This window comes from Pseudomonas sp. CAM1A (assembly GCF_047501685.1).
Classification (GTDB): domain Bacteria; phylum Pseudomonadota; class Gammaproteobacteria; order Pseudomonadales; family Pseudomonadaceae; genus Aquipseudomonas.
The window spans coordinates 18,670-32,275 of the sequence record NZ_JBFNXP010000009.1 but is presented as its reverse complement, the minus strand read 5'-3'; the positions used below and the strand labels follow the sequence as shown (position 1 = coordinate 32,275).

The following is a 13,606-nucleotide window of genomic DNA, read 5'->3' as shown; positions in this document are numbered from 1 at the left end:
GACTATCGTTCAAGACGGTTTTCCCGCGCCGGGACCGAAGCGCTGAAACACTTTTCTGTCCAGACGCATCGCGCAATGCCCCAGTGCCGCCTTGAGTTCCTTTTCCACGGTGCGTGTGGATATGCCGAAACGCTGGGAGATTTCCTGGTGCGAGGCCTCCTCCAGCCGCGCGGCGATGAAGATCCGCCGGCGCCGGGCCGGCAGCTCGTAGAGCGCGCCCAGCAGGTTCTGGATCTCGCGCTGGCCGCCAACGATGCGAGCCGGGTCCTGGTCCTCGGCCACCTGCAGCAGCGTTTCGATCTCGGCGCCAGTGAGCAACCGGGCATCGGCCTCGCGGCGGTCGGCGGCAACGTTCAAGGCCATGCGGTACAGGTAGGCACCGGGTTTGTGCAGGTCGTGCGCTGCGTCTAAGCGATCCACCCGCAGGTAGGTTTCCTGCAGCACGTCGTTGGCCAGGTCATCCGAGCCGAGCCGGCGCCTCAGGCGGACCCTGAAGGTGTCGTAGGAGGTCAGAAACAGCTTGACCAGCGCACTGTCCCGAGGTTTGTTCATGCCGCCGCAGCTCCTTGCGCAAAAGGGCAATCCATAGGTTCCGGGCGCAGCAACAGGGTCAGTGGCTGTGCCAGTGAAGTCGGCGGCGCCTGCTCCAGGCGTACCGACCGCAAGCGCTCGACCAGCGCGGCATCGCGGGCAAAGTCGCCCGTGGAGGCCAGCAGCCGGCTCTGCACCAACTGCCCGCTGGCATCGATCCAGACCTGCACGGCCGCCCGGTAGCTGCCCGGGCGGGTCGACGGCCAAGCGCAAAGGGCGCGCTCCACCGCGTGTTGCAATGCCACCGCATAACTGCCCGAGGCCGAGCCTTCATTCCGTCCACGCCCGGGCGTTGTTCGCAGGCGCAACGGTTGCAGGGTGAATCCACCACTGCCGTGGCGCGCCTGCAGGCCGGTCCCTTGCAACAAGCGCTGCAAACCCTCGCGCGCCGTGTAGCGGCCGCGCAGCGGGCTGGAGCGCTGGCCCGCGAGCAACCCCTGGTCGACCAGCACCGCCAGGCCACTCTGCCGGCCGAAGCTGTCCAGCCCCCGGTCCAGCGCCTGCGCCGGTATGTCGAAGGTCAGTAACGGCTGTCCATGCGCCCCTGGCGCCGCCGCCAACCAGGCCAGTAGCAGCGCGCCGGCCACAAGCAATGCACGCACGGGAGATCAGGCCTCCTTGCTGGCCGCCGTCGCCGGGGAAACGTCATCCTGGGGCCTGTGTATGACGCTGTGGTGACAGGCCTCGGCAATCAAAGCTTCACCCCGTCTCATGCAGGCAGCGAATAGACTGGCGCAGGGTCTGTATGAAAAGTCTTGAGACGAAGGTCAGGCAAGGCGAAAACAGCCGAGGAAGCGCAGTTTACGGGTTGTAAATGAGCATTCCGAGGCTGTTTTCAACGCAGCATCACCGAGTATCAAGGCTTTTCATGCAGACCCTAGGAATGACTGCACGGAGAAGCACCATGATTCGACTGTCGCTGATCACTTTGCCACTGCTGCTGGCCTGCGCCCTGCCGGCGTTCGCCGAACCGGTCAAGGACCGCCAGGGTTGCATCGACGTGCAGGTCGGGCAGTCACGGGCGCTGGCCTACGACTGTCTGACCCAGCAGTTGCAAGGGGCCGATCCACGCGCAGCCAAGGGTCTGCGCGATCAGCTCGACCCGGTCAGGCAGATGCAGCGCAGGGCACCCAACCAGATGGGCTTGGCGACACCGGCAGCGACCTCGACGCGCATGGGCAGCAGTTTTGGCAGTTCGGTGGTGCCGCAGCGGCCTTGAAGTGCCTGACGATGGATCTACACCGCTCTTGAGATCGAGCGCTGCACCTCTCCCGCCCAACACCAACCGCTAACCCTCCCTGCGCAGCAGATAGGTATCCATGATCCACCCCTTGCGCCGCCGCGCCTCATCGCGCAACTGAAGGATGCGCGCCTTCACCGCCTGCAACGGCCCGCTCACCAGCAGCTCGTCCGGCGTGCCCAGGTAGGCGCCCCAGTAGATCACCAGTTGCGGATCATCCAGGGTGGCGAATGCGCACTGGCCGTCGAGCATCACCAGCACATTGTCGATCCGCGTCTGTTCGCCCAGGCGTCGGCCCGGCAGCACGGTCAGCGGCTCGCCGATACGGTTGAGCGGGATCTGGTGACGGGCGGCCAGCGCCTGGATGCTGCTGATGCCGGGAATCACCTGCAAGGCCAGCGCCAGGCCGCGTTCGCGAACCAGGTCGAGAATACGCAGGGTGCTGTCGTACAACGCCGGCTCGCCCCAGAGCAGGAACGCGCCGACATCATCGCTGCCCAGCTCATCCTCGATCAGCCGGGCGTACAACGCGGCGCGCTGGGCGTGCCAGTCCTGCACGGCGCCAACATAATCCGGCGCCTGGCCGTCCCGGCGCGGGTCCTCGACCTGCACCAGGCGGTAACCGCCCTCGGGCAGGTAGCGCTCGAGGATGGCCCGGCGCAGGCGCACCAGTTCGTCCTTGTCGCTGCCCTTGTCGAGCACGAAGAACACCGTGGCGCGCCGCAGCGCATCCACCGCTTCGTAGGTGACCTGGCGAGGATCGCCCGGTCCGATGCCGATCAGTAGAAGCTGTTTCATCACCTGCCCTGCCTGGTTGCCGGTGGTCATTGTCGACCGACCACTGGCCGTTTGGCAAAGCGGGTCAGAAGATCGAGAAGTTGTAGCTGACAATGACCCGGGTTTCGTCCATGTCCCGCGCCCACTTCTCGTAGTTGCTGCGGTAGGTGGAGTTGCGCAGGCGCACGCTGACGTCCTTGAAGGTGCCGCTCTGCACCTGGTACTTCAGCTCGCTGTCGCGTTCCCATTCCTTGCCTTCGGCGTTGCTGCCAGGGACCTTCACATTGTCGCCATTGATGTAGCGGGTGAAGAAGGTCAGGCCGGGCACGCCCAGTGCCTTGAAATCGTAGTCGTAGCGCACCTGCCAGGAGCGCTCCTGGGCGGCGGCGAAGTCGTTGACCTGGGCATAGTTGACCAGGTAGGGGTTGGTGCCGTCGAGGTACGGCATGGCGCTGTCGCCGTACATGCGCTGCCAGCCGGCGCTGAGCTTGTGCCCACCCAGGCTGTAGCCGAGCATGCCGCTGAAGGCGCGGTGGTCGATACGCCCGGCACGGGCATTGCCGATGTCGTCGCTCTTGATCACCCGAAGGTCCGCCGACAGCGTGCCGACTTCCAGTGGCTGGCTGGCGACCAGTCCGAGGAAGTGCTGGCGGTAGATGTTCTCAAGCTTGGACACCTGGTACTGCGCGCTGACGCGGTCGTTGAAGCGGTAGTCGACACCGGCCAGGTCGAAATGATCGGCCTCGATATCGCAGGCATAACGCTTGTTCTTGCAGTGCACGCGGATGTCCTGGCGGTCGGTGGAATCCCGCGCGGTGTACTGGTTCAGGCGCGCCAGGGTGAACTTGAGGTCGCGCACTTCCTCGGAGGTCAGCCAGGCACCGTGGAACATGGTCGGCAGCAGGCGCCCGTCGTTGTACTTGAGCAGCGGCACGTCCGGCATCAGCGAACCGTACTTGAATACCGTCTCGGACACTTTCACCTTGCCGGCGATACCCATCTTGGCGTACTGGTCGGCGGAGTGGCGCGGGTCGTGCCCGGAGGACGGCAACAGGCCGCTATTGCTGTCGGCGGGGCTGGAGTCGAGCTTGAAACCAACCATGCCCAGCGCATCCACGCCGAACCCGACCGGTCCCTGGGTATAACCGGACTGAACATTGAGAATAAAGCCCTGCGCCCACTCTTCGCGCTTCGACGCGCCTTGCTTGGAACTGGTGTGGCCGTCACGGAAGTCCCGGTTGAAATAGACATTGCGTGCTTCGACCTTGGCACTGCTGTCTTCAAGAAAACCGGCGGCCTGGGCGTTGACACCGGCACACAGGAAGAACAAGCCGGCAACTCGGCGCCCGGGGGCGAGGGGGAAAGGGGCAAACATGCGAAGGAACATCCAGAAGAAAGGCGAAAAACCATCCGGGCAGTCATCTGCACCGGCACTACGCGATGAACGAATACACTTCGACCATCATCCATAATTTTCCGCCAAGGGCTCTAGCCTGAGCCATGGGACCATGGTCTAAGGGGGTTGGCGGGGTCGTTTCGAATAACGCGTAAAAAATCGGCAAAGTTCCCGGCTAATTGATAGAAAGTTTGCTGTTTACCCACTCGCAAGCGACTACTACACTCTCGCTTAGCGAACAGCTTTACCCATCCACGTGGCCGGCGTTCAGTCTGGTTTCATGTTCGTCACGTCCCGCCACGGCAGACTTACAGGAGTGATGACAGTGTCCAGACTTGCAGAGTTTCGTGCTGCCGAAAAAGCGCTCAAGGAACAGATGGCACAACTGGAAGCGCTAAAAAAGGATGCCGGCCTTAAACGCGAAATCGAATTCGAGCAGAAACTAGTCGGCCTGATGAAAAGCTATGACAAGAGCCTGCGCGATATCATCGCCATTCTCGACCCGAAAGCCGTGACCCGCGCACCGGCCGCGGTCAAGCAGCAACGTCGGCCACGGGTGGTGAAGGTCTACCAGAACCCGCATACCGGCGAGCGGATCGAGACCAAGGGCGGCAACCACCGCGGGCTGAAAGCCTGGAAGGAACAGTACGGGGCGCAGACGGTGGAAAGTTGGGTGCGCTGATGAAACCTCGACACCCGCTTCACACTTTTTTCACACCCGCAGGCTCAGTATCGAACCAGCTAAAGGACTAGCGACCCCATCACGCGCCCGCACATGCGGGCCTCTAATTCCGGCGCCCCGCACTCGTGCGGGGCGCTTTCATTTGCGCTGCTGGTTGACTTCCGTATCATGGCACACCTATTCAAGGCCCTGATTCCGGAGTACCCATGAGCCTGCACGATCTGCAAACCCTCCCCGGCGTGACCGCCCAACCGGACACCGCCACCGCTCAATTCGTGTTCAACCACACCATGCTGCGGGTCAAGGACATCGAGAAATCCCTGGACTTCTACACCCGCGTCCTGGGCTTCCGCCTGGTGGACAAGCGTGACTTCCCGGAAGCGGCTTTCAGCCTGTATTTCCTGGCCCTGGTCGACCCGGCGCAGATTCCTGCCGATGACGCCGAGCGCCACCAGTGGATGAAATCGATCCCCGGCGTACTCGAGCTGACCCACAACCACGGCACCGAGAACGACCCCGAGTTCGCCTACCACAATGGCAACACCGACCCGCGCGGTTTCGGCCACATCTGTATTTCGGTACCGGACGTACGTGTTGCCTGCGCCCGCTTCGAGGCGCTGGACGTGCCGTTCCAGAAGCGCCTGCAGGATGGCCGCATGAACCACCTGGCCTTCGTCAAGGACCCGGACGGCTACTGGGTCGAAGTCATCCAGCCGACCGCACTCGAAGGCTGATACCCACCGGTCGCGCTCGTCGGGCCGGGAACTCCCGGCCCTTCGCTGTGGTATATGGAAGTAACCCTCTTCCAAGCCACAGCGAGGTAAGGACGATGCAAACCCTTCACTGTGAATACCGCGACCACATCATCACCGCCAGCGTGATGCCCCACCCCGACTCTCCCCTGCCCTATGCAGCAGGCTGCGTGATCACCGACCGTGCCGGCCACAGCAGCAGGCGACTATCGATGCCGATGAAATTCTTCGCCGACCTGGAAAACGCCCAGCACGTATCCCTGGCCCATGGCCGGGCGCTGGTTGACCAGCAGTTGGATAAGAAGGATCAGCGGGTGTTCTGAAAGCTCCGCCAGCAGCCAGCTCCCACAGAGATTGCGCTTGCCTCGAAGGCGACGCGATCAGTGTGGGAGCCGGCTTGCCGGCGATGCGACGCGCAGCGGCGCCCTTCTAAATCCAATCAACCTTCACGGGCATACGCCACGGCCGCCGCCACCTGCTCGGCTGTCGGCCGCACCCCGGTGTACAACACGAACTGCTCCAGCGCCTGTAGCGCGATGACGTCGAGACCGGTGATCACCGGCTTGCCCAGCGCCTCGGCGGCGCGGATCAGCGGTGTGCGTGCTGGCAGGGCAACCACATCGAATACCCGCTCGGCCGCCGCGATGGCGGTTTCGCTGAAGGCCAGCTGGTCGGCTTCCGGGCCACCGGCCATGCCGATCGGCGTGACGTTGATCAACATCGGCGGGCAACGGTCTGCCAGTTCACGCAGCCAGCGATAGCCGCAGACATCGGCCAGTTGCCGCCCGGCCTGCTCGTTGCGGGCGACGATGATACCGTCGCCAAAGCCCGCGTCGCGCAGCGCGCTGGCCACTGCCTTGGCCATGCCACCGCTGCCGCGCAGGGCGAAGCCGGTCGCCGGGTCGATCCGCCGTTCGGCCAACAACTGCCGTACCGCCAGGTAGTCGGTGTTGTAGGCCTTCAGATGGCCTGCGCTATTGACCAGGGTGTTCACCGAGTCGATGGCCGCAGCCGAGGGGTCGACCTCGTCCACCAGCGCCAGGCAGGCTTCCTTGTACGGCATCGACACGCCACAACCGCGAATACCCAGGGCGCGGATGCCGGCCACGGCGGCCGGCAGGTCCTGAGTGGTCATGGCCTTGTAGTAATAGTCCAGGCCCAACTGCTGGTACAGATGGTTGTGAAAGCGCACGCCGAACGTACCGGGGCGCCCCGCCAGGGAAATGCACAACACGGTGTCCCTGCTCGGTGAATGGCTCATCGCGGTTCCTCTGTCATGGCTGAATCGATTGCGCCAGCGTACCAGACCCCGCCGCCGGTCGCCCCTTACACAACCTTTACCCTTTGCCAGGGCGCAGTTGACCGAGGCTGCGGTCATAGTAGACAGACCCCGAACGTGGGGTTGTCTTGCGAGGTGTCACCATGAAGCGTTTCATCCCCGGAATCGCCCTGCTGGTCGGCGCGCTGGCCATCAGCGGCCAAGCCTCGGCCCATGGTGGCGGCTGGTACGGCCCGGGGCCGGTGATCGGCGCGGCCGTGGTGGGCGCGGTGGTCGGGGCGGCCGTATCGGGCGGCCACGACCGCACTGTCTACGTCGAACGCCAGCCGGCCTACTATCCACCGCCACCGGTCTACGTGCAGGCGCCGCCACCGCCGGTGTATTACCAACCCTACGTAGTCGAGCGCTATGTGCCCGCGCCGCCCCCGGTCTACCACCGCTATTACGGCCCGCCGCCGGTGTACTACGGCCCGCCGCGCTGGTAAGCGGCATAGTTGATAAAAGCAATGACCACTATCGAGGACATTGATTTCAAACCCTGAAGGCGCCTGGGTAAGGTAGGGCCATGTTCGAGAGGAGATCCACCATGGCCCCGATCCAGATCATGTCCGTTGTCGGCAGCGCAGTCCCCAGCAGCCTGCGCCAACAGGGCCTTTTGGCCTGCTGGTACCTGCTGCGCGACGGTGAAGCCATCAGTGGCCCGTTGACCAGCCGCAGCTGCGCCGAGACCCTGGCCGACCGCTTGCTCGACCAGACTCTGGTCGCCTGATCCCGAATTTGTTGTGTGTTGCTCCCTAAGCCCTTGTAGCCCGCCACCCGGCGGGCTTTTTTTGCTCGCCGAGCAGCCGCCTACAAATGCCCCGCCCACACGGCCAGTGGCAGTGGCGGTTGCTGGTCGAGGATACGGCGCCAGATCAAACTCAGCCGTTCGCCATCGAACAACGAGGCAGCGCCGCCACCCACCCAGCCCCTGGGCTGGATCACCGCCCATTGCCCTGCGGCGTCACGCCGGGCCATCTCGAAGCGGAAACTGTAGTTGCCTGGCATGCCCATGCGCAGGTCGGTGACCACCAGCGCGTCACCAATGATGTCGTAGCGCAGCCAGTCATCGGTGAACCAGCGCAGGCGCTCGTACAGCGGCGCGCCCGCCAGTACCTTGGCAGCCTCCAGATTGCGCGACTGGCGCAGCATCTCCGGCGGTTCGCGGTCGAACCCGCTGCTCACGCCCTCGTAGTAGCTGCCATCCGGGGTTTTCGCCAGCACCCGCCAGATCAGGCTGTTGAAGGCGATAGGCACCGCGCGGACCTCACTGGCCTCGACCCCCTGCGCCTGCAAGGCCAGGTGGAAACGTTGCTCGGCGGCCATGCGCCCGGCCAGGCCAAAACCCAGGTAGAGCGTGCTGAACGCCAGTGCCAGGCACAGCATCGCGGTCGCCCTGCCCTTCAAGCCGCTGATCGCCGCATAGCCCACCGCCAGCAGCAACGGCACGGTATACACCGGGTCGATGATGAACACCGCCGCCCAGCTTTCCGGCGTCAGGTGCAGGGGCCAGAGCAGCTGGGTGCCGTAGACGGTGAAGGCATCGAGCACCGGGTGAGTGACCAGCGCCAGCCAGAACGCCAGGAACAGCCTGCCCGGGGTATAGCCTCGGTCCGGCCAGCGCCAGGCGACCAGCCAGGCCAGCAACAGGGCCAGGCCGGTGAGGACGAAGATCGAATGGGAAAACCCTCGGTGGAAGGTCATCTGCGACACCGGGTCGGCGTAGCGGATCACTACATCCAGGTCGGGCAATGTCCCCAGGGCGGCGCCATAGATCAGCGAACGGCGGCCCTGGATACGGCCCAGTACGGTGCCTTGCAGGGCAGCGCCGAGCACGGCTTGGGTGATTGAGTCCACGGCAAACGTCTCGTGCAGGGTCTATCAGATGGCGTGACGCAACATCGCCAGTACCTGCGCATGCAACGCCGGATCGCCACAAGCCACCACGCAGCCCCCATCCTGGGCCGAGCCGCCATCCCAGGACGTGATCACCCCACCCGCGCCTTCAATGATCGGCATCAACGCCTGCACGTCGTACGGCTGCAGGCTGGCCTCGACGATCACATCGACGAATCCGGACGCCAGCATGCAGTAGGCATAGCAATCACCGCCATAACGCATCAGCCGGGCCTTGCCGGCGACCGCCTCGAACGCCGCCTTGCGCGCCGGGGTGTCGAACATGTCGGGGGTGGTGCACATCAGCGTGGCCGACGCCAGGTCGGCGCAGGCGCGGGTCTTCAGCGGCGTGCCATTGCGCCAGGCGCCGTGCGGGGTGCCGATGAAGCGTTCGCCGGTGAACGGCTGGTTCATCACTCCGAGCACCGGGCGGGTGCCGTCGTTGAGAGCGATCAGCGTGCCCCACAGCGGCAGGCCGGTGATGAAGGCGCGGGTGCCATCGATCGGGTCGAGCACCCAGGTCAAGGGGCTGCTGCCCAGTGCCGCGCCCTGCTCTTCGCCCAGTATGCCGTGGCTGGGATAGTGGGCCTGGATCAGCGCGCGCATGGCCTCTTCGGCGGCCTTGTCGGCGATGGTCACCGGGTCGTACAGGCGCCCCCCCTTGTCCTCGACATCCAGGCTGGCACGAAAGTACGGCTGGATCGCCGCCGCGGCGGCATCGGCCAGTTGCTCGGAGAAAGAGCGGAATTCGCCGATCTGTTCAGCGCTCAGGGACATGGGGCGGTCTCGTTGTTGGATGGGATGCGCATCATACCCGAGTCGTGCATGGACACACGTCTGCCGTCACCAATGATATTGTTATGCCATTATTGCTGCTTCATTTAACCGTCACTGATTCGTTGTACTAGGATAGCTAGCACCCGATGGCCCGGCCGACAGTCAAGGATGCTGGTTGCTGGCGCAAGGGCCTCCGTTCCACCGCCTATCATGGATGACACGATGAATTCGCACCTGCTCTTTCCGCAGATCGGCAAAGTCATAGCCAGTACCGGTAGCCGCCATTTCCCCCGGCACCTGCACGACCTGATCCAGACCCACCTGACCATCGACGCCACGCACATCCGCCAACTGCGCATCGACCCGGCTTGCGCCACCCGGCTCGACGCGACCCTGGTCAGCGAGACGGTGTTCAGCACCGGCGATGCGGGTGAAGGCTTCGACGACCCGGCGCGCCTGCACCTGGCCCGGCGCAAGGATGGCTACCGCTACGAGATCACGGTCTTGCGCGCCGATACCCGTGCGGGCTTTTCCGCCACCGAACGCAGCCGGCTCGAGGATATATCGCCTTTGCTGCTGCCCATGCTGGAAAAACACATCAATGCCCTGCAGCCTGCCGCGCCGGCACCCGCAGACCCCGACAGCCTCGAACAGCGCTTTCTCGAGCGGCTGCGTCAGACTGGCATCCGCCTGTCCGAGCGCGAAATGCAGGTGTGCGAGGGCTTGCTGGCCGGGCGCACGGCGCCGCAGCAGGCCGAGTATCTGCGGCTCAAGGTCAATACGGTGGAGAGTTACCTGCGCCGGGCGGCGATCAAGCTGGGGATCAGCGGACGCCACTCGCTGATGCGCTGGATGTATGCCGAGGTCTAGTGTGGTGTTTCACAAATAACGACCATAACTCGCGGCGCTTTATTGGTCGTATTTGCAAAACACCACACTAGCCGACGCGGGCCACCCGAGTTGCAGCGCCGCGCATGCGGCGCTCGCTCTCAAGCCATCAGGCCTAGTCCCGCGCCAGCGCCTCGATAGGGTCCAACCGCGCCGCATTGCGCGCCGGCACGAAGCCGAACACGATGCCGATCAAGGTCGAGCAGACAAACGCCGTGACCACCGACCCCAGTGAAAACACCATCTCCCACTGCTTGACGAAAAGCGCGAACAGATACCCGATCGCATAGGACAGCCCGATCCCGATCACCCCGCCGATCAGGCAGACCATCACCGCCTCCACCAGGAACTGCTGGCGGATATCCGACTGCCGCGCCCCCACCGCCATGCGGATGCCGATCTCGCGGGTGCGCTCGGTCACCGACACCAGCATGATGTTCATCACCCCGATCCCGCCCACCACCAGGGATATCACCGCGATCAGCGACAGCAGCAGGGTCAGCGAGCGGCTGGTCTTCTGCACGGTCTGCATGATGCTGTCGAGGTTGTTGGTGAAGAAATCCTTGGTGCCGTGGCGCTGCAGCATCAGCTTGTTGACCTCCTCCTCCACCCGCTTGCTCGGCAAGCCGTCCTTGATCCGCACGCTGATGCTGTCCAGGTGGCGCTGGCCAAGCACGCGCCCGGCGGCGGTCTCGTAGGGCATCCACACGTTCAGGCTGTTGCCGGCGACGAACAGGTTCTTGTTCTCGGCGGTCACACCAATCACCGTACACGGCAAGTTGCCGACCAGGATCACTTGCCCCAACGGGTTGACGCCGTCGCCGAACAGGCGCTTGCGCGTATTGTGGTCGATCACCACCACCTGGGCCTGGCGCCGGGCATCATCGGCGCTGAACACGATCCCCGCGGCCAGGGGAATGTTGCGCACCTGGAAATACTGCTCGCTGACGCCGTTGAGCTGCACGTCGGCGTCGATGTTGCGGTAGCGCACCAGCGAACTCTGGCCGATCACCGGGGTGGCGCTGTCGACGTAATAGAGTTCGTTGAGCGCGGTCACGTCGGCCGGCACCAGGGTCTCGATGGCCTTGGCCCGGCTGTCGCCGAAACTGCTGCCGGAGTAGATGTCGATGGTGTTGCTGCCGATCGCCTGGATGTCCTTGAGCACATAGCCCTTGGCGCCCTCGCCGATGGCCGAGATCGACACCACCGAGGTGATGCCGATGATGATCCCGAGCATGGTCAGCAGGGTGCGCATGCGGTGCGAGACCAGGGCGATCCAGGCCATCTTGAAGGCCTCGCGAAACAGCCCGAGGCTGGCCACCAGCCGCCGTGGCGCCTGCTCGCGGGCCGGTGCGGCGTCGGGGGACGGCGCGAGAGGCTCGGCGCGGGTGCGCCGGTCACTGACGATCTGCCCGTCGCTGACCTCGATGATCCGCTCGGCATGGGCGGCGACCTTGGGGTCGTGGGTCACCAGGATCACCGTGTGCCCGGCGCCGTGCAGTTCCAGCAGGATGTTCATCACCTCCTTGCCGCTGGCGGTGTCGAGGGCCCCGGTGGGCTCGTCGGCGAGAATCACCTCGCCGCCGTTCATCAGCGCCCGGCAGATACTCACCCGCTGTTGCTGGCCCCCGGACAGCTGGCTCGGGCGGTGCGCCAGGTGGCTGCCCAGCCCCAGTCGGCAGAGCAGCTCGCGGGCGCGGGCATGGCGCCCGGCCTGGGGCACGCCGGCATAAACCGCCGGGATCTCCACGTTGCGCAGGGCGTCCAGGTGCGGCAACAGGTGGTAACGCTGGAAGATGAAACCAAAGTGGTCCCGCCGCAGCGCGGCCAGGGCATCGTCGTCGAGATCGCGGGTTTCCTGGCCGCTGACCTGGTAGCTGCCGGCACTGGCATGGTCCAGGCAACCCAGGATGTTCATCAGCGTCGACTTGCCAGAGCCCGAGGCGCCGATGATCGCCACCAGCTCGCCGGCATGGATTTCCAGGTCGATGTCTTTGAGCGCCAGGAACTCACGGTCGCCGGCCATGAAGCTGCGGCTGACCCCTTGCAGGCGCAGCAGCGGCTGGTCCTCGAGCGCCGACACCGCCCGCGCCGGCGACAGTTCCACGTTCATGTTCATGCTCACGCCCCCGCCTCGCCCGACACCGGTTCGCCGATCACCACGCGGTCGCCTTCGGCCAGGCCGTCCTTGACCTGCACCTTGACGTTGTTGTTGATCCCCGCCTGGACCTTGCGCACCTGGGCGAAGCCCTTGCCGTCGAGCACCCGTACCGCGAAGCTGCCGTCGGCGTCGCGCGGCCCCAGCGCCGCCACCGGCACGGTGAGCACGCCCAGGGCGGTGTCGAGGACGATACGCACCTGGGCGGTCATCGAGATGCGCAGCCGGTGCTCGGGGTTGGGCACCTCGAACAGCGCGTTGTAGAACACCGCGCTGGCCTGCTTGGCGGCGGCGCCGCTCTTGTCGCTGCTTTCCAGGTAGTTCTGCGGCGCGGGCTCGGTGCCGCGCAGCTTGGCGTAGTAACGTTTGTCGTCACCGAGGATGGTGAAGTACACCTGCTGGCCGGGGCTGATATGAATCACGTCGGCCTCGGACACCTGGGCCTTGATGGTCATGGTGTCGAGGTCGGCCAGCTTGAGGATCACCGGCGCCAGCTGGTTGGAGATCACCGTCTGCCCTTCCTGGGTGACGATACCCACCACATGGCCGTTGATCGGCGCGACGATGCGGGTGTAACCGAGGTTGACCCGCGCCGTGTCGATCTGCACCTGGGCGCTCTTGATCTGCGCGTCCAGCGAGCGCAGGTTGGCCTGCTGCACCTCGAACTCGGACTCTGCGTTCTCGAAGTCCTGGCGCGAGATCGACTCGTCGGCCTGGAGCACGTCGTAGCGCTCGTAGACCCGCTTGGCCTGCTTGAGCTTGGCCTGCACCGAGCGGCGCTCGGCCTGCAGCTTCTCGGCATCGACCTCGGCCTGACGCAACGAGTTGCGCGGCACCAACGGGTCGATTTCGGCCAGCCACTGGCCTTCGGCGACCTTGTCGCCAAGCTTGACCTTGAGCGACTTGAGCTGCCCTGAAACCTGGGCGCCGACGTCCACCTGGCGGATGCCTTCCAGGGTGCCGGTGGCCAGCACCGCATTTTCGATATCGCCACGCTCGACCGTGGCGGTGATGTACTGCGGCGGCTTGGCTGGGGCCTGTACCGCGTAGAGCACGATGCCGGCGACCAGGGCCACGGCGACGCCGAGGGCGATCTTGCGAAACTTCGACTTTTCCATAAAACCCGTTCTT

General features: G+C 64.8%; 16 protein-coding genes. 7 read left to right on the top strand and 9 right to left on the bottom strand.

What is annotated here, in order from left to right; all coding sequences use genetic code 11:
- Positions 1-9: 9 nt before the first annotated feature.
- Together ABZO33_RS19800 and ABZO33_RS19795 are read right to left on the bottom strand one after the other, a co-directional pair.
- Positions 10-552: an RNA polymerase sigma factor gene (locus tag ABZO33_RS19800; protein ID WP_414537380.1), complete on the bottom strand. Its 543-nt coding sequence runs from the start codon at positions 550-552 to the stop codon at positions 10-12.
- Complete coding sequence (locus ABZO33_RS19795; protein ID WP_414537379.1) at positions 549-1,193, bottom strand: secretin and TonB N-terminal domain-containing protein; 645 nt, start codon at positions 1,191-1,193, stop codon at positions 549-551. The genes ABZO33_RS19800 and ABZO33_RS19795 overlap by 4 nt, the downstream gene beginning before the upstream one ends.
- A 302-nt stretch (positions 1,194-1,495) precedes the next feature.
- On the opposite strand from ABZO33_RS19795, the gene ABZO33_RS19790 reads away from it, so the two are divergent.
- Positions 1,496-1,810 carry a hypothetical protein gene (locus ABZO33_RS19790; RefSeq protein ID WP_414537378.1) on the top strand — a complete coding sequence of 105 codons (315 nt, stop codon included), beginning with the start codon at positions 1,496-1,498 and terminating at the stop codon, positions 1,808-1,810.
- A gap of 69 nt (positions 1,811-1,879) precedes the next feature.
- On the opposite strand, the gene cobF is transcribed toward ABZO33_RS19790, so the two are convergent.
- On the bottom strand, positions 1,880-2,629 hold the full coding sequence (gene cobF / locus ABZO33_RS19785; protein ID WP_414537377.1) for a precorrin-6A synthase (deacetylating): 750 nt from the start codon (positions 2,627-2,629) through the stop codon (positions 1,880-1,882).
- Positions 2,630-2,693: 64 nt separating this feature from the next.
- A complete protein-coding gene (locus tag ABZO33_RS19780; RefSeq protein ID WP_414537376.1) occupies positions 2,694-3,983 on the bottom strand; it encodes an OprD family porin in 1,290 nt (429 codons plus the stop codon).
- 346 nt (positions 3,984-4,329) lie between these two features.
- On the opposite strand from ABZO33_RS19780, the gene ABZO33_RS19775 reads away from it, so the two are divergent.
- The 3 genes from ABZO33_RS19775 (at position 4,330) to ABZO33_RS19765 (ending at position 5,761) form a co-directional block, all read left to right on the top strand.
- Complete coding sequence (locus ABZO33_RS19775; protein WP_414537375.1) at positions 4,330-4,686, top strand: histone-like nucleoid-structuring protein, MvaT/MvaU family; 357 nt, start codon at positions 4,330-4,332, stop codon at positions 4,684-4,686.
- A gap of 206 nt (positions 4,687-4,892) precedes the next feature.
- The gene (gene gloA, locus ABZO33_RS19770) at positions 4,893-5,420 is read left to right on the top strand and encodes a lactoylglutathione lyase (protein ID WP_414537374.1); all 528 of its coding nucleotides are present in this window, start codon (positions 4,893-4,895) and stop codon (positions 5,418-5,420) included.
- Between the two features lie 95 nt (positions 5,421-5,515).
- Entirely contained in the window at positions 5,516-5,761 is a 246-nt protein-coding gene (locus tag ABZO33_RS19765) for a hypothetical protein (RefSeq protein WP_414537373.1), read from the top strand.
- Positions 5,762-5,877: 116 nt separating this feature from the next.
- On the opposite strand, the gene ABZO33_RS19760 is transcribed toward ABZO33_RS19765, so the two are convergent.
- Entirely contained in the window at positions 5,878-6,699 is an 822-nt protein-coding gene (locus ABZO33_RS19760) for a shikimate 5-dehydrogenase (protein ID WP_414537372.1), read from the bottom strand.
- 161 nt (positions 6,700-6,860) lie between these two features.
- On the opposite strand from ABZO33_RS19760, the gene ABZO33_RS19755 reads away from it, so the two are divergent.
- Entirely contained in the window at positions 6,861-7,202 is a 342-nt protein-coding gene (locus ABZO33_RS19755) for a hypothetical protein (RefSeq protein ID WP_414537371.1), read from the top strand.
- 101 nt (positions 7,203-7,303) lie between these two features.
- On the top strand, positions 7,304-7,486 hold the full coding sequence (locus ABZO33_RS19750; RefSeq protein ID WP_414537370.1) for a hypothetical protein: 183 nt from the start codon (positions 7,304-7,306) through the stop codon (positions 7,484-7,486).
- 80 nt (positions 7,487-7,566) lie between these two features.
- Here ABZO33_RS19750 and ABZO33_RS19745 read toward each other — a convergent pair whose 3' ends face one another.
- Both ABZO33_RS19745 and hisN read right to left on the bottom strand, forming a co-directional pair.
- Entirely contained in the window at positions 7,567-8,613 is a 1,047-nt protein-coding gene (locus ABZO33_RS19745) for a metal-dependent hydrolase (protein ID WP_414537369.1), read from the bottom strand.
- Positions 8,614-8,637: 24 nt separating this feature from the next.
- Positions 8,638-9,429 (bottom strand): histidinol-phosphatase, encoded by a 792-nt coding sequence (gene hisN / locus ABZO33_RS19740; protein WP_414537368.1) that lies wholly within the window; start codon positions 9,427-9,429, stop codon positions 8,638-8,640.
- A 222-nt stretch (positions 9,430-9,651) separates the two neighbouring features.
- On the opposite strand from hisN, the gene ABZO33_RS19735 reads away from it, so the two are divergent.
- Positions 9,652-10,299 (top strand): helix-turn-helix transcriptional regulator, encoded by a 648-nt coding sequence (locus tag ABZO33_RS19735; protein WP_414537367.1) that lies wholly within the window; start codon positions 9,652-9,654, stop codon positions 10,297-10,299.
- A gap of 133 nt (positions 10,300-10,432) precedes the next feature.
- Here the strand turns inward: ABZO33_RS19735 and ABZO33_RS19730 are convergent, their stop codons facing one another.
- Positions 10,433-12,436, bottom strand: coding sequence for a MacB family efflux pump subunit (locus ABZO33_RS19730; protein WP_414537366.1), 2,004 nt, complete (start codon positions 12,434-12,436; stop codon positions 10,433-10,435).
- A gap of 2 nt (positions 12,437-12,438) precedes the next feature.
- Positions 12,439-13,593 carry a macrolide transporter subunit MacA gene (gene macA / locus ABZO33_RS19725; RefSeq protein WP_414537365.1) on the bottom strand — a complete coding sequence of 385 codons (1,155 nt, stop codon included), beginning with the start codon at positions 13,591-13,593 and terminating at the stop codon, positions 12,439-12,441.
- Between the last annotated feature and the right edge of the window lie 13 nt (positions 13,594-13,606).

Bases quoted from the DNA above. Each gene is read 5' to 3' on its own strand.
- ABZO33_RS19800 (WP_414537380.1), bottom strand. From the start codon at position 552: ATGAACAAACCTCGGGACAGTGCGCTGGTCAAGCTGTTTCTGACCTCC.
- ABZO33_RS19790 (WP_414537378.1), top strand. From the start codon at position 1,496: ATGATTCGACTGTCGCTGATCACTTTGCCACTGCTGCTGGCCTGCGCC.
- cobF (WP_414537377.1), bottom strand. From the start codon at position 2,629: ATGAAACAGCTTCTACTGATCGGCATCGGACCGGGCGATCCTCGCCAG.
- ABZO33_RS19780 (WP_414537376.1), bottom strand. From the start codon at position 3,983: ATGTTTGCCCCTTTCCCCCTCGCCCCCGGGCGCCGAGTTGCCGGCTTG.
- gloA (WP_414537374.1), top strand. From the start codon at position 4,893: ATGAGCCTGCACGATCTGCAAACCCTCCCCGGCGTGACCGCCCAACCG.
- ABZO33_RS19765 (WP_414537373.1), top strand. From the start codon at position 5,516: ATGCAAACCCTTCACTGTGAATACCGCGACCACATCATCACCGCCAGC.
- ABZO33_RS19760 (WP_414537372.1), bottom strand. From the start codon at position 6,699: ATGAGCCATTCACCGAGCAGGGACACCGTGTTGTGCATTTCCCTGGCG.
- ABZO33_RS19755 (WP_414537371.1), top strand. From the start codon at position 6,861: ATGAAGCGTTTCATCCCCGGAATCGCCCTGCTGGTCGGCGCGCTGGCC.
- ABZO33_RS19750 (WP_414537370.1), top strand. From the start codon at position 7,304: ATGGCCCCGATCCAGATCATGTCCGTTGTCGGCAGCGCAGTCCCCAGC.
- hisN (WP_414537368.1), bottom strand. From the start codon at position 9,429: ATGTCCCTGAGCGCTGAACAGATCGGCGAATTCCGCTCTTTCTCCGAG.
- ABZO33_RS19735 (WP_414537367.1), top strand. From the start codon at position 9,652: ATGAATTCGCACCTGCTCTTTCCGCAGATCGGCAAAGTCATAGCCAGT.
- ABZO33_RS19730 (WP_414537366.1), bottom strand. From the start codon at position 12,436: ATGAACATGAACGTGGAACTGTCGCCGGCGCGGGCGGTGTCGGCGCTC.
- macA (WP_414537365.1), bottom strand. From the start codon at position 13,593: ATGGAAAAGTCGAAGTTTCGCAAGATCGCCCTCGGCGTCGCCGTGGCC.